This window comes from Streptomyces sp. NPDC058198 (genome assembly GCF_042882605.1).
Taxonomy (GTDB): Bacteria; Actinomycetota; Actinomycetes; order Streptomycetales; family Streptomycetaceae; genus Streptomyces.
Window position 1 is genome coordinate 434002 of sequence record NZ_JBHVVP010000005.1, and the last position, 23669, is coordinate 457670.

At 71.4% G+C, this 23669-nt stretch carries 17 protein-coding genes and 1 other RNA gene; 5 read left to right on the forward strand and 13 right to left on the reverse strand.

The features are described from left to right. Positions 1 to 113: 113 nt before the first annotated feature. The gene (locus ACFVWW_RS20910; protein ID WP_384189225.1) at positions 114 to 1169 is read left to right on the forward strand and encodes a LacI family DNA-binding transcriptional regulator; all 1056 of its coding nucleotides are present in this window, start codon (positions 114 to 116) and stop codon (positions 1167 to 1169) included. Between the two features lie 16 nt (positions 1170 to 1185). Here the strand turns inward: ACFVWW_RS20910 and ACFVWW_RS20915 are convergent, their stop codons facing one another. From ACFVWW_RS20915 to ACFVWW_RS20930, 4 genes are all read right to left on the reverse strand, one after another. Continuing rightward, a complete protein-coding gene (locus ACFVWW_RS20915) occupies positions 1186 to 2445 on the reverse strand; it encodes an acyltransferase (protein WP_386877691.1) in 1260 nt (419 codons plus the stop codon). Next, positions 2442 to 4565 (reverse strand): bifunctional polysaccharide deacetylase/glycosyltransferase family 2 protein, encoded by a 2124-nt coding sequence (locus ACFVWW_RS20920; protein WP_386877733.1) that lies wholly within the window; start codon positions 4563 to 4565, stop codon positions 2442 to 2444. Before ACFVWW_RS20920 ends, ACFVWW_RS20915 begins: the two co-directional genes overlap by 4 nt. Positions 4566 to 4631: 66 nt before the next feature. Beyond that, positions 4632 to 5348, reverse strand: a complete 717-nt coding sequence (locus ACFVWW_RS20925; RefSeq protein WP_384189222.1) for a hypothetical protein — start codon at positions 5346 to 5348, stop codon at positions 4632 to 4634. A 191-nt stretch (positions 5349 to 5539) separates the two neighbouring features. Continuing rightward, positions 5540 to 6505 carry a LysR family transcriptional regulator gene (locus ACFVWW_RS20930; RefSeq protein ID WP_386877692.1) on the reverse strand — a complete coding sequence of 322 codons (966 nt, stop codon included), beginning with the start codon at positions 6503 to 6505 and terminating at the stop codon, positions 5540 to 5542. A gap of 103 nt (positions 6506 to 6608) precedes the next feature. Here ACFVWW_RS20930 and ACFVWW_RS20935 point away from each other — a divergent pair, with 103 nt between their 5' ends. Continuing rightward, positions 6609 to 7976: an MFS transporter gene (locus tag ACFVWW_RS20935; protein ID WP_386877693.1), complete on the forward strand. Its 1368-nt coding sequence runs from the start codon at positions 6609 to 6611 to the stop codon at positions 7974 to 7976. 71 nt (positions 7977 to 8047) lie between these two features. Here ACFVWW_RS20935 and ssrA read toward each other — a convergent pair. The 5 genes from ssrA to ftsE form a co-directional block, all read right to left on the reverse strand. Further along, positions 8048 to 8434: a transfer-messenger RNA gene (gene ssrA / locus ACFVWW_RS20940) on the reverse strand. 126 nt (positions 8435 to 8560) lie between these two features. Next, positions 8561 to 9040: an SsrA-binding protein SmpB gene (gene smpB, locus ACFVWW_RS20945; protein ID WP_384189217.1), complete on the reverse strand. Its 480-nt coding sequence runs from the start codon at positions 9038 to 9040 to the stop codon at positions 8561 to 8563. Positions 9041 to 9074: 34 nt separating this feature from the next. Then, positions 9075 to 10259, reverse strand: a complete 1185-nt coding sequence (locus ACFVWW_RS20950) for a S41 family peptidase (protein WP_386877694.1) — start codon at positions 10257 to 10259, stop codon at positions 9075 to 9077. Between the two features lie 67 nt (positions 10260 to 10326). Beyond that, the gene (gene ftsX, locus ACFVWW_RS20955) at positions 10327 to 11247 is read right to left on the reverse strand and encodes a permease-like cell division protein FtsX (RefSeq protein WP_384189213.1); all 921 of its coding nucleotides are present in this window, start codon (positions 11245 to 11247) and stop codon (positions 10327 to 10329) included. A gap of 23 nt (positions 11248 to 11270) precedes the next feature. Beyond that, positions 11271 to 11960, reverse strand: coding sequence for a cell division ATP-binding protein FtsE (ftsE, locus tag ACFVWW_RS20960; protein WP_360174845.1), 690 nt, complete (start codon positions 11958 to 11960; stop codon positions 11271 to 11273). A gap of 271 nt (positions 11961 to 12231) precedes the next feature. On the opposite strand from ftsE, the gene ACFVWW_RS20965 reads away from it, so the two are divergent. After that, on the forward strand, positions 12232 to 12426 hold the full coding sequence (locus ACFVWW_RS20965; RefSeq protein ID WP_384189211.1) for a hypothetical protein: 195 nt from the start codon (positions 12232 to 12234) through the stop codon (positions 12424 to 12426). A 166-nt stretch (positions 12427 to 12592) separates the two neighbouring features. On the opposite strand, the gene ACFVWW_RS20970 is transcribed toward ACFVWW_RS20965, so the two are convergent. The 4 genes from ACFVWW_RS20970 to ACFVWW_RS20985 all read right to left on the reverse strand — a co-directional run bounded on the left by ACFVWW_RS20970 (position 12593) and on the right by ACFVWW_RS20985 (position 18192). Next, positions 12593 to 13435, reverse strand: a complete 843-nt coding sequence (locus ACFVWW_RS20970) for a hypothetical protein (protein ID WP_386877695.1) — start codon at positions 13433 to 13435, stop codon at positions 12593 to 12595. Between the two features lie 268 nt (positions 13436 to 13703). Next, positions 13704 to 14810, reverse strand: coding sequence for a peptide chain release factor 2 (gene prfB / locus ACFVWW_RS20975; RefSeq protein WP_386877696.1), 1107 nt, complete (start codon positions 14808 to 14810; stop codon positions 13704 to 13706). 351 nt (positions 14811 to 15161) lie between these two features. Next, positions 15162 to 16397, reverse strand: a complete 1236-nt coding sequence (locus ACFVWW_RS20980) for a protein kinase (RefSeq protein WP_386877697.1) — start codon at positions 16395 to 16397, stop codon at positions 15162 to 15164. A gap of 145 nt (positions 16398 to 16542) precedes the next feature. Continuing rightward, the gene (locus tag ACFVWW_RS20985; RefSeq protein WP_386877698.1) at positions 16543 to 18192 is read right to left on the reverse strand and encodes a serine/threonine-protein kinase; all 1650 of its coding nucleotides are present in this window, start codon (positions 18190 to 18192) and stop codon (positions 16543 to 16545) included. 441 nt (positions 18193 to 18633) lie between these two features. Between ACFVWW_RS20985 and ACFVWW_RS20990 the strand changes: the two genes are divergently transcribed. Then, positions 18634 to 22071, forward strand: coding sequence for an FHA domain-containing protein (locus ACFVWW_RS20990; RefSeq protein WP_386877734.1), 3438 nt, complete (start codon positions 18634 to 18636; stop codon positions 22069 to 22071). Positions 22072 to 22364: 293 nt separating this feature from the next. Further along, entirely contained in the window at positions 22365 to 23666 is a 1302-nt protein-coding gene (locus tag ACFVWW_RS20995) for an ABC transporter substrate-binding protein (RefSeq protein ID WP_384336001.1), read from the forward strand. The last annotated feature ends 3 nt before the right edge of the window (positions 23667 to 23669 follow it).

Genomic DNA, 23669 nt, shown 5'->3' on the forward strand with positions numbered 1-23669 from the left:
CCGCAAGCGGCGAAAAACCATGGCACGAACCGTTTTCCCGCATGAAACCCTGAACTGGCGCGGCCAGTAAGGGATGTGGCGGCTCGCACGGCATCCAGAGACGGAGACGACTGATGGCACGTACGACGACGTCCGGTGGGCGCGGGGACAGGCCGGCCACGCTGGCACTGGTCGCCCAGCGGGCGGGAGTATCGCCTCAGACGGTGTCCAACGCGCTCAACTCCCCCGACCTGCTGGCCCCGCGGACCCTGGAGCGGGTCCGCAGGGCCATCACCGAGCTGGACTACCGGCCTCACCAGGCCGCCCGCTCCCTGCGCACCCGGTCCAGCCGGCTGATCGGTTACGGCGTCCAGGCGGCGGTCGACGCGGTGTCCGGGCCGGTGATGGAGCACTTCCTGCACGCGTTCTCGGACTCGGCGAACCAGACCGGATACCGGGTCCTGCTCTTCGCCGCGCCCGCCCGCACCGAGGACGAACCCGACTGCTACGCCGAGCTGTTACGCGAACAGTCGGTGGACGCCTTCGTCCTGAGCAACACCCACCGCGGCGACCCCCGCCCCGGCTGGCTGCACAAGCGCGGTATCCCCTTCGTCGCGTTCGGCCGCCCCTGGTCGGCCCGCTCCGTAGGGGACTGGGTGGACGTCGACGGCGCCCATGGGACCGCGGCCGCCGTCGACCATCTCGTCGGTCTCGGCCACCGCAGGATCGCCTTCCTCGGCTGGCCCCGCGGCTCCGGCGTCGGCGACGACCGGGCGCTGGGCTGGCGCGAGGCGATGCGCCGGCACGGTCTGTCCGTGCGCGACCTGCGGGTCACCGCGCTGGACGACGTCGACGCGGCCCGGGACGCGGTCGGACCGCTCCTCCCGAAGGGCATCACGGCGGTGGTGGCGGCCAGCGACACCCTCGCCCTCGGCTGCTACCGGGCGCTGCGGGACAGCGGCCGGACACCCGGACAAGACGTCGCCGTCGTCGGCTTCGACGACTCCTCCGCGGCCGCGCTGCTCTCCCCCGGCCTGAGCAGTCTCCGGCAGCCCCTGGACGAGGTCGGCCGGGCCTGTACCCGGCTTGTCCTCAGCCGGATAAAGGATCCGCAAGGAGCCCCGGAACACGTCCTGCTGACACCCGAGCTGATCGTCCGGGAGAGTTCCGCGCACGCGGTCCGGCCGTGATCCCCACGCCGGCGCGTCAGCGCGTGTGCGAGCCCGCCGCCCGTGGCCGCGCGGGGGTCGAGCCGTTCGGCCACAGGCGCGGCCGGCGCTGGGCCGCCACGTCCTCAACCCAGCCCACGGCGAGGATCATCAGGGCGATCAGTGGCCAGACGAGGACCAGGGTCAGGACGGAGTACGACGCGTCCAGCTCCGCCGAGAAGGCGTCTATCCCGGGGATGTTCCAGAGCTGGTCGATGAGCGGAACCGTCGCCATGATCAGCAGGTTGTGCCACAGATAGATCGTCACGGCACGGTTGTTGGCGAGGGTGATCACCGAGTCGTACGTCGCCAGCCTGCCGGGAAGTCTCTGCCAGGACGGGGAGTACTGAAGCAGGATCGCGACGAAGCCCAGCGACCAGGTCGCCTCGGCGAGCGGGATCTCGTCGAAGTTCCACCCCTCCGGGCCGAGATGGCCGGAGGCCCACCACAGGCCGAAGGCCATGGAGAAGGTGGCCAGCGAGACGGTGAGGTAGCGCGGGATCTTCTGGAACATCCCGTCGTTGTGGGCGAAGCCGAGCACCCAGCAGGCGCCGTAGACCGCGAAGTCGGTCAGCGCGAGCCCCGCCTCGCCGGGGACCTCCACCAGGCCCGTGCCGATGACGGCGGTGAGGGCGACCGGGAAGGCCAGCGTCGCCCACGGGACCTTACGGAAGGCCCGGAGGAGGAGCGGTGAGGCGATGACGAACCAGAGGTAGGCGCGGATGTACCAGAGCGGTCCTGCCGCCTGGTCCGCCCAGGACTGGTCCAGCCAGCCGCCCGGGTCACCGCTCTCGAAGGGGTACGGCGGGGCGCCGAACGGGACGAGGTAGTTGGCCAGTCTGATGAACCACCACAGGCCCTCCTCCCTGGCCGGCTGCCAGCCCAGCACGAACATCAGCGGCACGATGACAAGTGCGAAGGCCCACATCGGGGGCAGCAGCCGCCGCAGCCGGCCGCGGATGACGCTCGCGCCCGACCGCCGCGAGAGCGACCGGGCCATCAGCGATCCGGCCAGCGCGAACATCACGCCCATGGACGGGAAGAGGATCGTCAGCCAGGCCCAGCCGAAAATATGGAAGACCACGACACGCACCAGCGCGACGGCCCGCAGCAGATCCAGATAGCGGTCCCGGCCGGGCCTGGCGGGCGCGTCGCCCGGGGCCGCGGCGGCCGGTACGGGATCCGGCCCCGTCGGCCCGGAGGCCGCCTTGTGTCTGGCCCGGGGGACGCCCCCGGTGCCAGCGGGATGAGTGGTCACGCCACGGGCCTCCGATCGGTGCCGCGTCCGCGCGGGCCCGGAATCGAGCCGGGCGCCTCCACCACGCCGGTACGGCGCAGCTTCTGCCAGCGCAGCCGGCCGCCGGTGAGCGCGGTGATCCAGGACTGGAGCAGCACCACATACATGAGCTGCCGGTAGAGGATCTGCTGGAGGGGCAGCGAGATCAGATGGGTCATCCGCTCGCGGTCGAGCCGGAAGGCGTACGCGGCGCAGACGGCCTGGATCAGCAGGACGCCCAGCCAGGCGACGACGGTCTTCTGGGTGGGGCCGAAGACCAGGCCGTACAGCAGGAATACGTCGATCAGCGGGGCCAGCAGCGGCGCCAGCACCATGAAGAGCGCGACCAGCGGCAGACCGACGCGGCCGAAGCGGCCGGACGGGCCGCGTTCGATGAGCGCGCGGCGGTGCTTCCAGATCGCCTGCATCGTGCCGTAGCTCCAGCGGTAGCGCTGGGACCACAGCTGCTGCACGGACTCCGGGGCCTCGGTCCAGGCGCGGGCGCGCTCCGCGTACACGACACGCCAGCCGTCGCGGTGCATGGCCATGGTGATGTCGGTGTCCTCGGCGAGGGTGTCCTCACTCATGCCGCCGACCCGGTCCAGCGCCTGGCGCCGGAAGGCACCGACCGCGCCCGGGATGGTGGGCATGCAGCGGAGCATGTCGTACATCCGCCGGTCGAGGTTGAAGCCCATCACGTACTCGATGTGCTGCCAGGCCCCGATGAGGGTGTCGCGGTTGCCGACCTTGGCGTTGCCCGCGACCGCGCCGACGCGCGGATCGCCGAACGGCTGTACCAGCTCACGCACGGTGGACGGCTCGAAGACGGTGTCGCCGTCCATCATCACGACCAGGTCGTGACGGGCGTGCGCGATGCCGTTGTTGAGGGCGGCGGGCTTGCCGGAGTTCGGCTGCCGTACGACATGGACGTTCGGCAGCCACAGCTCCTCGACGATGTCGGCGGTCCCGTCGGTCGAGCCGTCGTCGATGACGATGACCTCGATCGGATGATCACTGGCCATCAGCGAGCGCACGGTGTTGGCGATGCACTCGCGTTCGTTGTACGCGGGCACCAGCACCGTCGCCGGTTCGGTGACGGGCGGGCCCCAGCGGAAGCCGCGGCGGCGCACCTTGCGCGCGTGCGCGAAGGAGAGCAGCAGCATCAGGCCGAACCGTACGAAGACCAGGACGCCGATCACGGAGAGCCCGACGACCAGGGCGCCGGTGATGTTGTCCGAGAGGGCGACGGCGCCGACCCAGGCCTTGCCCTTCCAGAGGTTCGTGCCGGTGACCGGGGTGTGGGCGCTGGGGGCGCCGAGTGCCTCGGTGAGGTTGGCGAACTCGTACCCCTTGTTCTGCATCTTCGGCAGGAAGTGGCCGAGCGCGGCAACGGTCTGCGAGCGGTCGCCACCGGAGTCGTGCATCAGCACGATCGCGCCCTTGCCGTGCTTCGGGCTGGCGTTACGGCTGATCGCGCCGACCCCCGGGCGCTTCCAGTCCTCGCTGTCGGTGGTGTCGAGCACCGTGATGTAGCCGAGGCTGCCGAGGTACTGGGCGACCGGCCAGGACTTGTTGTCCATCGCGTCGGCGAACGAGGAGTACGGCGGCCGGAAGAGGGACGTCCTGATCCCGGCCGCGCCCGCCAGCGCCAGCTGGTTCTGCGAGAGCTCCCAGTCGATCCTGGACTTGGTCTGGTACGAGAGGTCGGGGTGGTTGAAGGTGTGCAGGCCGACCTCGTGGCCCTCGTCCACCATCCGCTTCACCAGAGCCGGGTAGCGGGAGGCCATCGTGCCTGTGACGAAGAAGACGCCGTGGGCGTCGTACTCCTTCAGTTTGTCGAGGACCTTGGGGGTCCACACCGGGTCGGGGCCGTCGTCGAAGGTCAGGACGAGCTTGTGGTCCGGGATGCTCAGCGACTTGGCGGGGGCCGAGCCCCGCGCGTCGATGACCGGGCCGCCGCCGAGTATCCGGTCCGGCACCTCGTCGGTGGCGGCCGCGGGACGGACGCGGTGGTCGGCGAGGATCTCACTGTGCACATAACCGCGCAGCATCAGCATCGCGAGCAGGGCGACCAGGATGAGAGAGGGCAGCAGATAGCGCATGGGCAGCCTGCGCCGCCTGACGAGCCCGCCGGTGCGCGGACGGGCCCGTCTGCCTGAGGAAGTCATCTAGGGTGCGCCTTCCACGGCCATCGGCTGGCCGCCTTGTTGTGCGGACGGAAGCTCGGCGGAAGGGCTCGGGTCGGCGGTCGGGGAGCCCGAATCGACGGGCGGATCCGGCTGCTGCGGCTCGCCGCCCGTGCCGCCCGTGGTGCCGGGATCCCCGCCCGGATCGGAGCCGGGATCGACGGACGTCCCCGGGTCGGGCTTCGTACCGCCCGCGCCGGGCGAGGCCTTGGGCGGTTTCGCCGAGACCGACGTCCCCGGCTCGGGCTCGCCCGAGGCACCCGGGGTGGCGCTGTCCGAAGGCAGCGGGATGACCGCGCCGTTCGCGTCCGTCGCCGTGGGCGTGGGCGCCGACGCACCGGGCGTCACTCCCACGGACACGCTGGTGGTGGGAGCGGGCTGGATCTCGACCGTATCCGGCTTCTTCTTGTCCGCGAGACCGGGTATCTGGAGCCAGGGCGCGCTGGAGTTCCCACCGACCAGGGCGGCCACCAGCGTCATGGCATAGCAGGCACAGGCGATGGCCACGACCCAGCCGGCCCGGCGGAACTTCTTGCTCCGGCGGCCGCTGGCATCGACGAACACGGGGCGGTCCGAACCTTCGGGTCCGGCTTCCCGCGCGGGACCTGACTCCTGCGCGGTACGGGTTCCCGCGGGCAACTCCGAGAGCTGGCGGCCCAGTCCGTCGAGTTCGACGGTGACATCGCTCGGCTCATGCATACGCCCGGTTCGGGCATCTTCTTGCCAATTGTTCACTGCAGCACGCACATCCCCCACCACTGACAGTATTGGGTGCGCATACGGCTGGCCGGATATGCCGTCGACCGGGCCCCCACCCGAACCGAACGCCCCCTACCACACCGCACCCGGACCAAGAATGTAGCGCACGCCGACGACGCCCGAGTTCTGCTTCAGGGGTTGCTGTGCATCGAAGGAGTGACGGTGGTATGAAGCCGGCTCCCGGGCGGACGCTCCAGCCATCCTTCCTCGGCGGCGAGTCCGGCCGCGGCGGCTCGCAGGGCCGCGACTCCAGGGTGATTCGGTCCCTTGCGCCACACCAGGGACAGCGGTGACAGGGGTACGGGGTCGACGAGCGGACGCAGCACCGCGCCCGGCATCGCGGGAAAATCCAGTACGGCGAGCACCGGCGTGCGGTGCTTCTCCATCACCCGCCGGAATTCCTCCGCCCCCACCGCCATCGGCGCCGGCGGGGCCACCTCGATGGAGCGCCCCGCGAAGAGCTGCCGCGCCAGCTCCGTCCACTCCACGGTCCCCGGATTGCCCGCCCCCGCGTACACGTACTCGCCGGCGAGTGCGTCGAGCGGCACCTCGGCGCGCTCGGCCAGGGGGTGGTCGTACGGAAGCAGCACGGCCATCGGCTCGTAGCGCACGAGCTGGCGCGAGAGCCCGGAGCGCAACGCGGGAGTGAGCCCCTCGAAGTAGCCGAAGGAGGCATCGAGCCGGCCGGCGAGGATCGCGGCCGCGGCGCCGGTGAGACCGCTCTCGAAGCGGGCCATCAGCTCGTGTCGCGGGGCGAGTTCGCGGGCCCGGGCCAGCACCCGCCCCGACACCATGCCCTCGCTGTTGAGGTCGACGAGAAGCGGTCGCTCCTCGCCCGCGCAGGCGGCCAGCAGCTCGTCCTGGGCCGCCAGCACCCGCCGGGCGTACGGCAGCAGCCGCTCGCCGTCCGCCGTCAGCGTCACCTGCCGGGTGGTCCGTACGAACAGGTCGGCGCCCAGCTCCCGTTCCAGCCGGCGGATGTCACGGCTGAGGGCCTGCTGAGCGATGTACAGCCGGGCGGCGGCGCGGGTGAAGTGCAGCTCTTCCGCGGCGGCGGTGAAGGCGCGCAGCAGCCGGGGATCGATGTCTCGGGGCACGCCGTATTCAACCCGGGGACCGCCACGTTTCACAACACGGCCGCGTGAATGGCCACGGATCAGGTGTTGGACCGGGAGCGCGGCGGGCGAGGAGGGTGAAGCCATGCCGCACTCACCCGACCCTCCGCTGATGACCGTCACGGGCGACACCCTGGTCCTGGCGCCGCGGTTCGACCCCGGCCACACGCCCGGACCGCGCCGCACCCGCACCCGCACCCGCACCCGCACCCGCACCAACCCGTACGCCCGGCTCTTCGCGATCCCCGGCGCCCGCGCCTTCACCGCGGGCAATCTCCTCGCCCGGCTCCCGATGGGGATGTTCAGCGTGAGCGCGGTGATCATGATCGCCGGATCGCGCGGCTCGTACGCGCTCGCCGGCGCCGTCACCGCCACCGGTCTCGTCGTCACCGCCCTGGTCGCGCCGTGGACCGCGCGGCTCATCGACCGGTACGGACAGGCCCGTATCGCCGTGCCCGCCACCGCGCTCGCCGCGCTCGGCTCGCTCGTCCTGCTGCTGTGCGTACGCTACGGCGCCCCCGACTGGACGCTCTTCGCCGCGTACGCCGCGACCGCCACCACCCCGAACCTCGGCGGTATGTCCCGCGCCCGCTGGGCCCATCTCCATCGCGAGGCGGAGGCGGCCCCGAAGGCGGCCACACCCGCGAACGCGGCGGCCCTGCACACCGCCAACTCCTTCGAACAGGCCGCCGACGAACTCTGTTTCATGCTGGGCCCGGTGATCGCGGCCTTCCTGTGCACCGCGCTCTTTCCCGAGGCGGGCACCCTGACCGGCGCGATCCTGCTGCTGACCGGCGTACTGATCTTCGCGGCGCAGCGCTCCACCGAGCCGCCCGCCAGCGGCCGTACGGAAGCGTCACGCGCCCCGATGCGTTCGCCCGCGCTGACCGCGCTCCTCGCCGTCTTCCTCGCCACGGGCGCGGTCTTCGGCTCGACCTCGGTCGTCACGATCGCCTTCGCGGACGACCGCGGACATCAGGCCTGGTCCGGGCTGGTGCTCGCGCTCCAGGCCGCGGGGTCGTGCGGAGCGGGCCTGCTGCTCGGCTCCCTGCGCCCCGCCCGCCGCATCGTCCGCCGGCTGGTGCTCTGCCTCGCCGGGATGTCGGCGCTGCTGACGCTGCCGCTGCTCGCGGCCGCGTCGGGGTCGTCGGGGTCGCTGCCCCTGCTCGCCTGCGGACTGCTGGTCGCGGGCGCCGCGACCGCTCCGACGATGGTGACGGGGATGACGCTCGTCCAGCGGCTCACCCCCGAGAGCCGGTTGAACGAGGGAATGACCCTGGCGGTCACCGCCCTGCTGGCCGGTATCGCGGCCGGCTCGGCGGCCGGCGGCTGGACCGTGGAACGCACCGACCCCGCCTACGGGTACGTCATTCCGCTCTGCGCCGCGATCCTCGCCCTGCTGACAGCCGTCGCGGCCTCACGCCTCATCCGCAGGGCGCCCGGTGTCGGCTGAGAAAGCGGCCGGGCACGACGAAGGCCCCGCTGCCAGGGCAGCGGGGCCTTCGTTTACCGCGAACATGGGAATTGTGGAGATGGCGGGAATCGAACCCGCGTCCAACGGTGCAGAACCAGGGCTTCTCCGAGCGCAGTCCGCTGTGATTTTCTCGGCCCCGGAGATCTCGCGGACAAGTCTCCGACGGGCTCAGTCACTGTTTGATTTCCCTCCGGGCCCCGTGACCGGGCTCAGAGGTTTAGTCCCCTAGCTGATGCCAGGATCCGGGTCGGGAACAGCCCCGGGCTGACACTCCGCAGAGTCTTCGCTAGCTGCTAATTAGGCAGCAAGTGCGAAGGCGGAGGAATCGCGCTTAGAATTGGCGATTATAGTTTGCGACATATGGTTAACGAGATCATTGCCGCTTCCTCGGCTCGCTTCCCCTGCTTCGACATCCGCTGTCGAAACCGATCATCCCCATGTTTTTGCCACTATTGAATTAGACACCCATCGGGCGGTGCTCATTTTCGAGCGGGTAACCGCCGTGAGGTGCGAGTGCCATCGTACGTGACAAACGCACGACGGTGCCAGCTTATTCCGCCGGGTCAGGCCCGCTGCCGCCGCCGCACCGCCGAGACCGCGCGGTCCGTCTCGCGCCGGTCCTGCTTCTCCCGCAGCGTCTGGCGCTTGTCGAACTCCTTCTTGCCCCGCGCCAGCGCGATCTCGACCTTGGCCCGGCCGTCCTTGAAGTACAGGGACAGGGGCACGATCGTGTGACCCGTCTCCTGCGACTTGGACTCCAGCTTGTCGATCTCGAGCCGGTGCATCAGGAGCTTGCGCTTGCGCCGGGCGGTGTGGTTGGTCCAGGTCCCCTGGCTGTACTCGGGCACATGCACGTTGTGCAGCCACGCTTCGTGCCCGTCGATCTGGACGAAGCCGTCCACCAGCGAGGCCCGTCCCTGACGGAGCGACTTCACCTCGGTACCGGTCAGCACGAGCCCACACTCGTAGGTGTCGAGAATGTGGTAATCGTGCCGGGCCTTCTTGTTCTGCGCAATCAGTTTGCGCCCTGTTTCCTTAGCCATAGTCCCGCCATTTTCGCACCTCGGCGCAACTTCTTTACGGCGTGCCCCCGAGGCCGCTCAGTACGGTCCGCGCCCGCTCCTCGGCGCGCTCGCTCACCAGCAGATCCGGAGTGACACCACGGCCGTCCACGCCATGGCCGGCCGGTGTGCGGTAGTGGCCGACGGTCAGCTCGGCGACGGAGCCGTCGGGCAGTCGGCTCGGCATCTGGACCGAGCCCTTGCCGAAGGTGCGGGAGCCGACAGTGATGGACCGGCCGCGGTCCTGCAGAGCGCCGGTGACCAGCTCGGCTGCGCTCATCGTGCCACCGTCGACCAGCACCACCACGGGCCGGTCGGTGTCACCGCCGGGATCCGCGTACAGGGCGCGCTGCTCGCCCCGTATGTCGTACGTGGCGACGAGACCGCCGTCGAGGAAGGCGGAGGCGGCGGTGACCGCCTCGGTGACCAGCCCGCCGCCATTGCCCCGCAGATCGAGCAGGACACCGGCGCCCCGGGGGGCGTCCAGGACCGCGTCCCGTACCCGCTTGCCCGTCCCCTTGGTGAAGGAGTCGACCCTGATCCGCAGCGTGTCGCCGCCGATCGAGTCGACCATGACGGATTCGGTGGCGAGCCTGGCCCGGCGCAGGCTCAGAGTCCAGCGGTACCCGTCCCGCTCCAGCCCCAGGACGACCGAGGTGCCGACGACGGTGGCGCCGGTCCTCGCGCGCGCGGAGTCGCCGCGCAGCAGCGCCATGACCTCGGTGACGGGCCGCTCGGCGACGCCGCTTCCGTCGATGTCCCGGATGGTGTCGCCGGACCTGATGCCGGCCTTCTCCGCGGGGCCGCCCGGCTGGACCCTGACCACCTCGATCAGAGCGTCCGCGGTGCGCCTGGCCGAGAGCCCGACGCCGGTGTACTCACCGTCGAGGGCCTGCTCGAACTCCTCGTACTCCCGCTTGTCGTAGACCGCGCCCCAGCGGTCACCGCTGCGGCTGACGACCTCCTCGGCCGCGTCCGCGCCGGACTTGCCGTCGGCCATGGCCTCGGCGGCGGCCCTCGTGACATCGTCGCTGTCGACCGTCGAGGCCACGGAACGCGTGGGCACGCGGCGCGGCTTCTCGTCGGCGCCCGGCAGGGAGTTCGTCGCCGCGGCCGTGGCGAGCACGCTCGCGAAGACCAATGTCAGGGCCGCCCCGCGGCGGAAACCGCGGGCGCTGTGGTGCGACTCGGAGCCCGACATGGCGTTGAGTCTAGGACAACCCCTGGCAGCCGAACGGTGCTTGTCGAGACGACGCCAGGGGTACTTGTCACACCCGGAGATACTTGCGCAACGCGACGAAGGCGGCCACGGCGGGCATCAGCAGCCCGATGGCGATCACCAACGGGAGCTTCGCGAGCACCGCGTCCCAGCCGATGAAGTTGACCAGCTCCATCTTGTCCGCCAGGGCAAGGCCGTTGTCGATCAGGAAGTAGCGGCCGAGGATCAGCATCGCGCAGGCCACCGCACCGCCGATCAGTCCGGCGAACGCGGCCTCCATGATGAACGGCATCTGGATATAGAAGCTGGAGGCGCCGACGAGCCGCATGATCCCGGTCTCTCGCCGTCGGCTGAACGCTGATACGCGAACGGTGTTCACGATCAGCATCAGCGCAATGACCAGCATCAGCGCCATCACGCAGAGCGCGGCGACATTCATGCCGTTCATCAGATCGAAGAGGTTCTGCAGGATGTTGCGTTGATCCTGGACGGACTGGACGCCGTCCCGTCCCGCGAAGGCGGTCGCCACCACCTGGTACTTCTCGGGGTCCTTCAGCTTGACGCGGAAGGACTGCTGCATCTGGTCCGGGGTGATCGTGCTGGCGATCGGAGTGTCGCCGTACTGCTCCCGGTAGTGCTTGTACGCCTGGTCGGCCGTCTCGAAGTGGACGGTGTCGACGATGCTGTCCATCTTCTTCAGATCGGTCTCGATCTGCTTCTGCTGCACGCTCGTGACGGCGCCCTTGGCGCACTTGGGTGTGGTCGTCGCGTCGTTCTTGCTGCAGAGGAAGATCGAGACATTGACCTTGTCGTACCAGTAGTCCTTCATCAGGCTGACCTGCTCGCGCATGAGCAGCGCGCCGCCGAACAGGGCGAGCGAGAGGGCTACGGAGACGATGACGGCGAAGGTCATCGTGAGATTTCGGCGGAGACCGACGCCGATCTCCGACAGGACGAACTGGGCGCGCATGGCGTCCTTTCAGCTTTCGATGCTCAGTGCTGGTAGCCGTAGACGCCGCGCGCCTGGTCGCGCACCAGACGGCCCTTCTCGAGCTCGATCACGCGCTTGCGCATCTGGTCGACGATGTTCTGGTCGTGGGTCGCCATCACGACGGTGGTGCCGGTGCGGTTGATGCGGTCCAGCAGCTTCATGATGCCCACGGAGGTCTGCGGGTCGAGGTTGCCGGTCGGCTCGTCCGCGATCAGCAGCATGGGGCGGTTGACGAAGGCCCGCGCGATGGCGACGCGCTGCTGCTCACCACCGGACAGCTCGCCGGGCATCCGGTCCTCCTTGCCGCCGAGGCCGACAAGATCGAGGACTTGGGGGACGGACTTGCGGATCTCGCCGCGGGACTTGCCGATGACCTCCTGCGCGAACGCCACGTTCTCCGCGACGGTCTTGTTCGGCAGCAGCCGGAAGTCCTGGAAGACCGTGCCGAGCTGGCGGCGCATCTGCGGCACCTTCCAGTTGGACAGGCGCGCGAGGTCCTTGCCGAGCACATGCACCATGCCATGGCTGGTGCGTTCTTCGCGGAGGAGCAGTCTCAGGAAGGTCGACTTCCCAGAACCGGACGAACCGACCAGGAAGACGAACTCTCCCTTCTCGATTTCGAGGGAGACGTCACGCAGGGCGGGGCGGTTCTGCTTCGGGTAGGTCTTGGAGACATTGTCGAATCGGATCACGGATGCACCACGGTCGGCCGGGAGTAGGTGAGCGAGACATTACGCGAACCCGACAGGAGTGCGCAGTCCGCGTCCGGGACCGAACGCCGGGCTTGGGCGATTTATCACGGATGCCGGGCGGTCGCCACCCCTGCCGGGCCGTACGGAATCCGGTCGGCCGCGCCGAAACCGCCGGGAACTGGCACAGTGGTAGGGGGAACGGTCGTGTTCCCCCGAGCGTTGAGCGGAGAGACACTGAAGCGGCTCCGCCGCGCGGTGAGGAGGAATGCGCATGACCTACGACCGATTGGTGTGCGCCAACTGCGCGGGACCTGTCAGCGAAGGCAGGTGCCGCGTCTGCCGCGCCCACAGAGAGCGTCTCCAGCAGCAGGGCCCCCTGGGAGGCCTGAGCCCGGTGGCTCTGCTGACGCTGCTGGTCCTGCTGGTGGCGGCGGTGGCGCTGGTGGCGGCACACCAGCCCGCGTAACACCCACCCCGCACATGTGCACAGAGAAGGGCCCGGACGCTGGTGGAGCGTCCGGGCCCTTCCGCACGTGAGGTACGGGTCGTCCTACGTGCTGGGTCCTACAGGTCGTACTACGTGCTGGGTGCTACGTGTCGTACTGGGTACTACGTGTCGTACGCGCCCGTGGTCAGACGGCGGTACGGCCACCGCCGACCAGACGCGGCAGCATCCGGAAGCCGATGCCACCCGCGATCATGGTCGCCGCACCGATCAGCAGGAACGAGGTCTCGGCGGCGCCGGTCTCAGCCAGCTCCTCCTTGGCCGCACCCTGCTGCACCGGCTGGGAGCCGGCGCTGTCGGTGTCGGTGTTGTCGGCGCACTCGGCGCCGTCGAGGTCGACGGTGCAGGTGCCGGCACCGTCGTCGGTGCCGCCGTCCTGGCCGCCGTCCTGGCCCGCGTCGGTGCCACCGTCCTGGCCGCCGTCCTGGCCGGCATCCGTGCCACCGTCCTGGCCGCCGTCCTGACCCGCGTCAGTGCCGCCGTCCTGGCCGGCATCCGTGCCACCGTCCTGGCCGCCGTCCTGGCCGGCATCGGTGCCACCGTCCTGGCCCGCGTCGGTGCCGCCAACCTGACCGGCGTCCGTGCCGCCGACCTGGCCCGCGTCGGTACCGCCGACCTGGCCGGCATCGGTGCCACCGTCCTGGCCCGCGTCGGTGCCGCCAACCTGACCGGCGTCCGTGCCGCCGTCCTGGCCGGCATCGGTGCCGCCGTCCTGGCCCGCGTCCGTGCCGCCGTCCTGGCCGGCGTCCGTGCCGCCGTCGACCCCACCCGGGTCGCCGCCGCCGTCCTGGCCGGCGTCGGCGCCACCGTCGTCATTTCCGATACCGAGACCGACGTCGACCAGGCCGGTCTCGACGGACACGCCGATACCGGCGGCCTGAGCGGCGCCCGCGGCGGTCAGCGAAGCACCCGCGGCGATCACCGCGCCGGCCGCTATGCGCGCTACGCGGATCCGCGTCTTCTTGGTCATCTGCTTGCTACCCCCAGTAGCTCATTCGTCATTGGTGCAGCGTCCGGGGCAGCGGCCCTGGGGGTCCGTGTGCTCCGCCCCCGGTCGCACGCGCCCCAGAAATACGCATGCCACGCGCCACCATTCCGAGTTTTGAGATACCCGTCAAGGTCGTTGCGCGTGCGATGACCGAAAACGCGTCAGTTGTCCGCCGGCGGGCACGCAACTGTGACATAAAAGGGAACTGCCGCCCCACAGGCGGCAGTTCCCTTGTCGACAAAGCGCGAAATTACTTCTCCTGCTGCTTGCGCCAGCGAATTCCGGCCTCGAGGAAACCGTCGATCTCGCCGTCGAGCACTCCCTGCGGATTGCCCACCTCGAAGTCCGTCCGCAGATCCTTGACCATCTGGTACGGGTGCAGGACGTACGAACGCATCTGGTTGCCCCAGGAGTTGCCGCCGTCGCCCTTGAGGGCGTCCATCTTGGCCTGCTCCTCCTGGCGGCGGCGTTCGAGCAGCTTCGCCTGGAGGACGTTCATGGCGCTCGCCTTGTTCTGGATCTGGGAGCGCTCGTTCTGGCAGGAGACCACGATGCCGGTCGGGATATGCGTGATCCGGACCGCGGAGTCGGTGGTGTTGACGCCCTGTCCGCCGGGGCCCGAGGCGCGGTAGACATCCACGCGCAGTTCGGTTTCGTCGATCTCGACATGGTCGCTGGACTCGACGACCGGGAGCACCTCGACCCCCGCGAAGGAGGTCTGCCGGCGGCCCTGGTTGTCGAAGGGCGAGATACGGACCAGGCGGTGGGTGCCCTGCTCCACGGAGAGCGTGCCGTAGGCGTACGGCGCCTTGACGACGAAGGTGGTCGACTTGATGCCGGCCTCTTCCGCGTACGACGTCTCATAGACCTCGGTGCCGTAGCCGTGCCGCTCGGACCAGCGCAGATACATGCGCTGGAGCTGCTCGGCGAAGTCCGCGGCGTCGACGCCGCCCGCCTCGGCGCGGATGTTGACGAGCGCCTCGCGCTCGTCGTACTCGCCGGAGAGGAGCGTACGGACCTCCATCTCGTCCAGCGCCTTCCGCACCGACACGAGCTCGGACTCGGCCTCGGCGAGGGTGTCCGCGTCGTCCTCGGCCTCGGCCAGCTCGAAGAGCACTTCCAGGTCGTCGATACGCCCGCGCAGCGCCTCGGTCTTACGGACCTCGGCCTGCAGGTGCGAAAGCTTGCTGGTGATCTTCTGCGCCGCATCCGGGTCGTCCCAGAGGGACGGGACCGCGGCCTGCTCCTCGAGCACGGCGATGTCGGCCCTCAGCTTGTCGAGGTCCAGGACGGCCTCGATCGACCCCATGGTCGAGGAGAGGGACTTGAGCTCTTCGGATACATCGACGACTGCCACGGGTCCAGCGTAACGGCTGAGCGAAGGAACCCGGCCACCACCATTTTTTTAAGGGCTCGGTTCGCCTCCGGGGCGCTTTAAGCCACTGTCGACGGTCGATCGTGCTCGGCCCCTCGTTCCTCGGGGCCTGTGCGCGTTCTCCCTTTCGACAGCGGCGCGCCCCTTCGGCTCACTCGCCGGCGGTCGTGGAGACGGGGGCTCGTTCTCCCCTTCGACGGCGGCCCGCCCCTTCGGCTCACGCACCCCCTCTTTTGGGGGCTCGGTTCGCCTCCGGGGCGCTCTATGCCAATGTCGACAGTCGACCGTGCTCGGCTCACTCGCCGGCGGTCGTGGAGACGGGCGGCCGGGCGGCTACGGCACTGGGGAGGTTGTCTGCTTGGAGTCCTGAGGGGCTTCGTCCGTGCCGTCGCTGCTTGTGGCCAGCCAGCCGCCCACGCCCAGGGCCGCGATCAGCAGGACCGTCGCCGCCCCCAGGGTGATACGGCGCTTGCGGACCGCCCCCGCCTTGTGGCGGGCCGATCCCGGTCGGCGCTGGCCGGGGGAGCGGGGCGCGCGGGCCGTGCCGCGGGCGCCGCCCGCCAGTTCGTCGGGGGCCGGGACGCGCATGCTCGTATGGGTGTCCCGGTTGGAGTCCGGGGCGGGGCCGGGCACGAGCGGGACCGCCCCGCGGCGGCGCGGCTCCTCGTGGCCGGCGGGACGCGGATCCTCGTACGGCTGCTCCGCCGGCTCCGCGTCGGGCTCGTCCACGTCCAGCGGGGGGATGCCCGCGAGGAGCGGCAGCTGTTCGCGCAGCCGGGCCGCCAGCTCCGAGGCGCGCAGCCGGGAGGCCGGGGCCTTCGCCAGGCACTGGACCAGGAGCTGCCACAGCTCCTCGGGGATGCCGGGCAGTGGGACGACGGACTCGGTGACATGGCGCCGCAGTACGGCTCCGGGGTGGCCGCCGCCGAACGGGGTGAAGCCGGCGAGCAGCTCGTACAGAACGGTGGCCAGCGCGTAGATGTCGACCGCTGCACGCGGCGGCAGGCCTTCGACGATCTCGGGCGCCAGATAGTCGGGGGTGCCGATGATCCTGGTGGCCTTGGTGCGCCGCGGGGTGTCGATCAGCTTCGCGACACCGAAGTCGGTGAGCAGGGCGGGGTGCGCGCCGCCGGGGCCGAGCGGGCCCTCCATGTCGAGCAGGATGTTCTCGGGCTTGACGTCGCGGTGGACGACCCCCGCGGCGTGTGCGGCGGCGAGACCGTCGGCGACGTCGGCGATGATCGCGACCGCCGCCTCGGGGGCGAGCCGGCGCTCGCGGTCCAGCCGGGTGCGCAGATCCGTGCCTCTGACCAGCTCCATGACGAGCGCCAGGTCATTGCCGTCCACGACGAGATCGCGGACGGCGACCACCCGGGGGTGGTCGAGACCGAGCAGGGCGGTGCGCTCCTGGACGAAGCGCCCGACGAGCTCCTGGTCGGACGCGAGGTCCTCGCGCAACAGCTTGATGGCGACGGGGCCTTCGGGCCCTTCGCCGAGCCACACCGTGCCGGCGCTGCCCCGCCCCAAAATCTGATGGGCGGTGTACCGGCTGCCGATATTCCGTGCCAAGACTGCTCCCTCAGCGGCTGGCGTTGCCCATCAAAGTACGCGGGTATCGGGGTGTTCCGTGCCCCGGTTGGCGCCGGCCCTCACCTCCACGGGGGAAATATAACGGTCTGGGGGGTCGCTTTCCCCCCGGACCACCCCCGGAAGATCAATTTGCCGAGTTCGAACTGCCCAGCTCCGAGAACCAGTTCGTCACCTTCGAGATCGTGTCACCGATCATGGTCCAGTAGCTCGTGCCCTGGTCGACCCAGTCCTGGAGCGGGGTCAGCTCCCAGATGAGCCAGCCGGCGACGAAGAACAGGACGAGCGTGAACAGACAGCCCTTGAGGCAGCCCAGGCCGGGGATCCGCATCGGATTCGCGCTGCGCTGCCTGGGCGGGCGTGGCTCGCGCTGCTGTCGACGGTCCGGCTGCTGCGGCTGCGGCGGCGCGTACTGCTGCTGCTGAGGCGCCGGGGCATACCGCTGCTGAGGCTGCGGCGCGTACGGCTGCTGGGGCTGCCGCTGGGGCCGCTGCTGCTGGCGCCCGGGCTGCTGCTGCGGCGGCTGTTGCTGCGGCTGCCGGGGGCCCTGCGGCCGCTGCGGACGTCGGCGCAGCGGGTCCTGGTTCGGGTCGAGGTACTGGACCTGGGTCTGCTCGTTGCGGTCGCGAGCGGCCTGCAGCTGGCCCTGCCAGGGGTGCGGGCCCTCGGGCTCCGGCTGTCCGCCGGGGCGCGGCGGTACGGGCGGCATGACCGAGGTCGGGTCGGCGCCCGGGCCGGATCCGTGGCCGCCGGGGCCGGTGGAGGGCATGACGCTGGTCGCCGCGTTGGGGTCGTAGGAGCCCGCGTTGCCCGGCAGGACCTGCGTCAGGTCGGCGGCGCCCGGTGTCTCGGGCACCGGCGCGGGCGCCGGGTCAGGGGCGAGCAGCGCGCCGACGCCGAGCGCGGCGTCGACCTGGGCGGGCGTCGAGTGCACGCCGACACCGGCGGCGACGGTCCGCAGGCCACGGGCGAGGTTCTCGGCGCTGGGCCGCTGGTCCGGGTTCTTGCGCAGGCAGCGCTCTATGACCGTCCACAGCGGCTCGGGCACGGTGCTGGGGCGGCGGGGCTCCTCGCTGAGATGGCGGTGGAGCACCTCCAGAGCCGACCCGCCGGCGAACGGGGGGCGCCCCGTGACCAGCTCGTACAGCAGGATGCCGGCGCCGTAGATGTCGACGGCGGAGGTCTGCGGGCGGCCCTCGGCGGACTCCGGCGCGACATAGGCCGGGGTACCGACGAATTCATGCGTACGGGTCAGGCCCGGGGAGTCCGCGAGGCGCGCTATACCGAAGTCGGTGAGCATCGGGTGCAGCCGCTCGCCGTCGTTCTTCAGTAGGACGTTGGCGGGCTTGAGGTCCCGGTGCACGACGCCGTCGGCATGGCTGGCGGCGAGCGCGTCCGCGATCTGCGCGGTCAGCAGGGACGCCGCGACCGGACTGAAGGGGCCGTTCTCGCGCAGATAGCGGTGCAGGTCGGGACCGTCGACCAGGTCCATGACGAGCGCGAGGAGATCGCCCTCGACGACCAGGTCCCTGGTACGCACGATATTGGGGTGGGTGAGGCGGAGCAGGACGGAGCGCTCGCGCAGGAAGCGCATCACCACGTCCGCGTCGTTCGCCAGCTCCTCCTTGAGGACCTTGATCGCGACGGTCTCGCCGGGCTGACCGGCCACGGCCGCCTCGGCGCCCGCGGTCTCGCGCTGGCGGGCTCGCCAGACGGTGCCCGTGGCGCCGCGTCCGAGCGGCTCCTCGAGCAGGTATTTGCTGCCTACCGGCCGCACGTCATGCGCTCCCTGCTGGTCGTGGTCTCCTCATGGTCCCGGGCTCGGGATCCCCGACCAACTGTAGACCGGCCGGACGAAACACCGGTCTGTCATCTTCAGGTACACGCCGGTCGGGTTCGGAAGAAAGACGCCCGCGTCGTGCGGTTGGTTGCCGAACGGCCTCGTCCGGGGCGTCCCGGACGGTCCCGAGGCGCGTGGAAGCAGAACCCAAGCAGGCACTTTTACCCCCACAGCCGACCATTCAAGATCATTTATTGAGAACCCCCGGGCGTGTTGTCAGTGTCAGGTGCGAGGATGCCCCCAGCGCGGGAGGTGTGCGGTGGGGGGCCGCACCGTCCGTGCCGACCTGTACCGGACGACGCGTCGGTGCGTGGTGGGGGGAATCACAGGGCTTTTCCTCTGCCGGGCACCCCGCGCATGAAGGGACCGCTGACGGCGATGCAGATCCGGCTGACCGTCCTCGCGCCGCGCAGCGGCCATGCCGCCGGGCGCGCGTGCGACGTGCTCGTCACCGCCCCGGCCGGGACGGCGCTCGCCGCCGTCGCCTCCGGCCTCGCCACCGCCGCCTCGGGACCTGACGCCTCCAGCGCCGTCGTCCTGTACGCCGGCCGGGAGCGGCTCGACGCACAGCGCTGCGCCCTGGGCGAGCCGCCGCTGCTCGACGGAGCGGTGCTCTCCCTCCAGGTCCCCGGCGAGGACGACGCTCCCGCCGAGGACGACGCCCCGGCCCAGCTCCATGTGGTCGCGGGCCCCGACGCGGGCGGTGTCCATCTGCTGCACGGCGGGCAGATCAGGATCGGCCGCTCCGCCGACGCGGATGTCCCCCTGGACGACCCCGATGTCTCGCGGCTCCACTGCGCGGTGACGGTCGCCGAGGACGGCCGGGTCTCGGTCGCGGACCTCGGCTCCACGAACGGCACGGTGCTGGAGGGCGCCGAGGTGGGCGACAGGCCGGTCCGCCTGGCCCCCGGCGCGCTGCTGCGGCTCGGCGAGTCCGCGCTCCGGCTCACCGCGGGCGACCGTACGGCCGCGCTGGCGACAGCCCCGGACGGCGAGGGCCATCTGCGGATCGTCCGGCCGGGCGCGGACGGCCCGGGGCCTGTCCCGTACGCCACCGAGGGCGGCGCCCAGGACCGGGACCGCGGCACCGGAGGTTCCACGGCGGGCGCGTACGGCACGGACAGCGCCGCCCACGGGCCGGGCGCGCAGGGCGCCGGCGGACCGGGTACGGCCCCGGCCGGGGAGGCCCAGGGCCGCCCCGAGGGCCGCACGGTCCAGTCGTACGGACCCGCCCCGGGCCTCCAGTACGGCAGCAGCACGCCGGGCAGCCCGCCGCGCGTGCCCGACCCCCGCAGCGCCGATTCCCGGAATATCGCCGACACGCACTTCGGCGGCCGCTCGCCCGTGGCCGGCGACCCTGACCGGATACACACCAGGACGGCCGCGCAGGATCCGGCGGACGGCGCCGCGTCACACGCGGGCGGCGGACCGGCCGACGACGGCCCCCAGCCGCACAGCAGGACCTCCGGAGCGCGAGCGCACGGGACGCCCTCCGACGGGCCGGAGCCGCTCGACGCCGCGGCCCGGCGGCGGGGCGGCATAGGCGCCTGGGCGCGGCGGCTCACCGGAAGCCGTGGCGAGGACCTCCCCGAGACCCTCCCCGGCCCCCGGCACGCCGCCGGGGGCGCCGGCCGCGCCCCCCGCCCGGACACCTGGCCGGATCCGGCCGCGGTGCTGCTGACGGCCCTCGGTCCCGGCCCCCGGCTGTGGGAGCGGGACCGCTCGCACGCCGAGGCGCTCGTCGTCCGGCTGGGCACCGCGGACCGCCCGGCCTCCGGCGGCGCGGGAGCGCTGCCCGCCGTGCCGGTGACGGTCGGACTGCGCGAGGCCGGTTCACTCGGTCTGGCCGGCCCCAGGGAGCGGCTGGCCGGGCTGGCCAGATCGGTCGTGGCCCAGCTCGCCGCGCTGCACTCCCCCGCCGATCTGGAGATCGTGCTGATCAGTTCCGACCGGGCGAGGAGCCTGGAGCAGCGCAGGCAGGAGTGGGGCTGGCTCGGCTGGCTGCCGCAGGTGCGGCCCGCCCACGGCCAGGACTGCCGGCTGCTGCTCGCCTACGACCGGGACCAGGCGGGCGCCAGGACCGCCGAGCTGACCCGCCGGCTGGACGACGGACCGCTGGGCCCCGGCTGGGCCTCGGCCGCGCCCGCGGCCGTCGCGGAGGCCGCCGCCCGCCACGACGGGCCGTACACGGTGGTGATCGTCGACGGCGATCCCGGTTCCGCCGCGCTGCGCGAGACGACGGCGCGGCTGGCCGGCGTCGGCGCCGCCGCGGGCATCCATCTCCTCTGTCTCGCCGAGACCCCGGCCGCCTCCCCCCTCTCCCCGGTCGCCGCGACCTATGAGGCGGCGTGCGCGGCCTCGCTCCCCTTCCGCGAGTGCGGGGCCGTCGCCCTGCTGAGCGGCGATGTGGCCACCGCGCTGCGGCTGCTGCGTACGGCGGTGGGACAGCCCGCCGGGCATGGCACGGTCGCCGTGGTGGACGCGGTCTCGCCGGCCTGGGCGGAGCGTTTCGGGCGGGCGCTGGCGCCGCTGCGCACCGCCGCCGCGGGAAGCAGCCAGGGGCGTCCCGCCGCCGCGCTGCCGCAATCGGCCAGGCTGCTCGACGAGTTGGGTCTTGCCCGGGCCACCCCGGCGTCCCTGATGGCGCGTTGGGCGTCCGTCGCCGACCGTACCGGGGACTGCACGGCGGTGCTCGGCTCCGGGCCGCGTGGCCCGGTCAGCGTCGATCTGACGGAAGAGGGCCCGCATCTGCTGATCGAGGGGCCCGCGGGCAGTGGCCGTACGGAACTGCTGCGCTCCGTGGCCGCCTCGCTGGCGGCCGCGGGCCGGCCCGACCGGCTGGGGCTGCTGCTGGTCGACGGCGCCGGGGGCGAGCGCGGCGAGGGCCTGTCCGCCTGTACGGAACTGCCGCATGTCACCGAGCATTTGATCGCTTCCGACCCGGTCAGGATGCGGCAGTTCGCCCAGGCGCTGGGGGCCGAGCTCAAGCGGCGGGCCGAGCTGCTGGGGCGGCTCGACTTCGCCGAGTGGCACAGCCGGCAGGAGGTGTCGGACCGGATGATCGGCCAGCGCCCGCCGAGCGCCGCCGAGCAACGGGCCGGCCGGCGGGGCGAGTCACGCACCGTCCACCTCCGCACGGACCAGCTCCGTCCCGATCAGTCCCGCGCTGACCAGCAGCCGGGCGACCGGCGCGGCGAGCAGCGCGGCGACCTGGAGTCGCCCATCAGCGGCACCCTCAGGCTCAGGACCACCTCGGCCCGTGCGGAGCAGGAGCAGGGGCCCGCGCCCCTCCCCCGGCTCGTCGTGCTCGTCGACGACTTCGACGCGCTAGTCGCGCCGGCGCTCGGCAGTCCGGGGCGGCCGGCGGCCGGTTCCGTCGTACGGGCCCTGGAGGCCGTTGCCCGCGAGGGTGAGCGCCTGGGCGTGCATCTGGTGGCGACCTCGGCCCGCCCGGACCGTACGGTCGACACGGAGCTGGCACAGGGCGCCCGGCTGCGGGTCGTGCTGGACGCGCCGGCCGCCGCGCCCGCCCCGGACGACCCGGCGCCCGGCCGGGGCCGTCTCGGCCATCCGGACGGCCGGGTGACCCCGTTCCAGGGCGGCCGCGTCACGGGCCGCATTCCGCGTACGGCGACCCTGCGGCCCACCGTGGTGCCGCTGGAGTGGGAGCGGATGGGCGATCCGCCGGCCCGCCGCCCGGTCCGGGAGCTCGGCAACGGCCCGACGGATCTCGCACTGCTCGCCAGCGCGCTGGAGCGCGCTGCCCGTTCCGTCGACGCCGTACCGGTTGCACCGCTGACCCCGGCTCACCCCTGAAGATCCCCTTACGTCCCGTCGTGCCACGTCACGAGCCCATCACGATCATTGAGTTGACACCTAAAACGGTATTGCGGCACCCGGGTACCCGGCGTAGGACTGTGCGCACGGGACGAGAGCAGCGCCGCCACGTCACGGCCGCGTCGCCGGTCCCGCATGCGTAGATCCGTACGCGCACGGGAAGAGACGGGGCAGTAATGCGCACAACTCGCACAGCAGGTAAGGCTCTTGGTAACGGCAGGGCAGCGCTCGGCTCCCGTAGGGCCGCCGTGGCGATCGTCGCCGTCGGTGCCATGGCCCTCACCGGCTGCGGTGGCGACTCGAACGACACCAAGGACAAGGACGCGGGCGCGAGCAAAGAGCCCGCGACCAGCGTCCAGCTCCCCAAACTGAACGGGGAGAAGATCGAGGTCGCGGCCGTCTGGACCGGACCCGAGCAGGAGAACTTCACCAAGGTCCTGACCGAGTTCGAGAAGCGCACCGGAGCGACGGTCACGTTCGTCCCCGCGCAGGACCCGATCGTCAACTTCCTCGGCACGAAAATAGCTGGTGGCAGCCCGCCCGACGTGGCGATGCTCCCGCAGGTCGGCGCCATCCAGCAGGCCGTGGCGAAGAAGTGGGCCAAGCCGGCCGGAGCCGAGGCGAAGGCCCAGCTCGAGAAGAACTACGGCAAGGGCTGGCAGGACCTCGGCGCGGTGGACGGCACGCAGTACGGCGTGTACTTCAAGGCCGCCAACAAGTCGCTGGTCTGGTACAACAACGCCGCGTTCGAGAACGCGGGCGCCGCGGTCCCGAAGACCTGGAAGGACTTCCTGACGACGGCCGAGACCATCTCTGCCTCGGGCGTCACCCCGGTCTCGGTCGGCGGCGCGGACGGCTGGACCCTCACCGACTGGTTCGAGAACATCTACCTCTCCCAGGCGGGCCCGGAGAAGTACGACCAGCTGGCCAAGCACGAGATCAAGTGGACCGACGGCTCCGTGAAGGACGCCCTGACCACGCTCGGCCAGCTCTTCGGCAAGCAGAGCCTGATCGCGGGCGGCGCCGACGGCGCGCTCCAGACGGAGTTCCCCGCGTCCGTCACCCAGACCTTCACCGGCGGCGACCAGCCCAAGGGCGCGATGGTCTTCGAGGGTGACTTCGTGGGCGTCAACATCGCGCAGACCGAGGCCAAGATCGGTACGGACGCCAAGGTCTTCCCGTTCCCGGCGGTCGGCACCGACTCCCCCGTGGTGACGGGTGGCGACGCGGCCGTGGCGCTCAAGGACACCAAGGGCGCGCAGGCGCTGCTGACCTTCCTGGCGTCCACGGACGCCGCGAAGATCTGGGCAGAGGCGGGCGGCTTCGTCTCGCCGAACAAGTCCCTGGACGTCGCCTCGTACCCGAACGACGTCCAGCGTGACATCGCCAAGGCGCTGATCGCCGCGGGCGACGACTTCCGCTTCGACATGTCGGACCAGATGCCGCAGTCGTTCGGCGGTACGCCCGGCAAGGGCGAGTGGAAGGCGCTCCAGGACTTCCTGAAGAACCCGAAGGACGTGGCGGGTGCCCAGCAGCAGCTGGAGCAGGCCGCGGCCAAGGCGTACCAGAGCTGACGG

Bases quoted from the DNA above. Each gene is read 5' to 3' on its own strand.
- ACFVWW_RS20950 (WP_386877694.1), bottom strand. From the start codon at position 10,259: ATGTCGGGCTCCGAGTCGCACCACAGCGCCCGCGGTTTCCGCCGCGGG.
- ACFVWW_RS20935 (WP_386877693.1), top strand. From the start codon at position 6,609: ATGCCGCACTCACCCGACCCTCCGCTGATGACCGTCACGGGCGACACC.
- ACFVWW_RS20910 (WP_384189225.1), top strand. From the start codon at position 114: ATGGCACGTACGACGACGTCCGGTGGGCGCGGGGACAGGCCGGCCACG.
- smpB (WP_384189217.1), bottom strand. From the start codon at position 9,040: ATGGCTAAGGAAACAGGGCGCAAACTGATTGCGCAGAACAAGAAGGCC.
- ACFVWW_RS20995 (WP_384336001.1), top strand. From the start codon at position 22,365: ATGGCCCTCACCGGCTGCGGTGGCGACTCGAACGACACCAAGGACAAG.
- ACFVWW_RS20970 (WP_386877695.1), bottom strand. From the start codon at position 13,435: ATGACCAAGAAGACGCGGATCCGCGTAGCGCGCATAGCGGCCGGCGCG.
- ACFVWW_RS20965 (WP_384189211.1), top strand. From the start codon at position 12,232: ATGACCTACGACCGATTGGTGTGCGCCAACTGCGCGGGACCTGTCAGC.
- ACFVWW_RS20920 (WP_386877733.1), bottom strand. From the start codon at position 4,565: ATGCGCTATCTGCTGCCCTCTCTCATCCTGGTCGCCCTGCTCGCGATG.
- ftsX (WP_384189213.1), bottom strand. From the start codon at position 11,247: ATGCGCGCCCAGTTCGTCCTGTCGGAGATCGGCGTCGGTCTCCGCCGA.
- ACFVWW_RS20990 (WP_386877734.1), top strand. From the start codon at position 18,634: ATGCAGATCCGGCTGACCGTCCTCGCGCCGCGCAGCGGCCATGCCGCC.
- ACFVWW_RS20925 (WP_384189222.1), bottom strand. From the start codon at position 5,348: ATGCATGAGCCGAGCGATGTCACCGTCGAACTCGACGGACTGGGCCGC.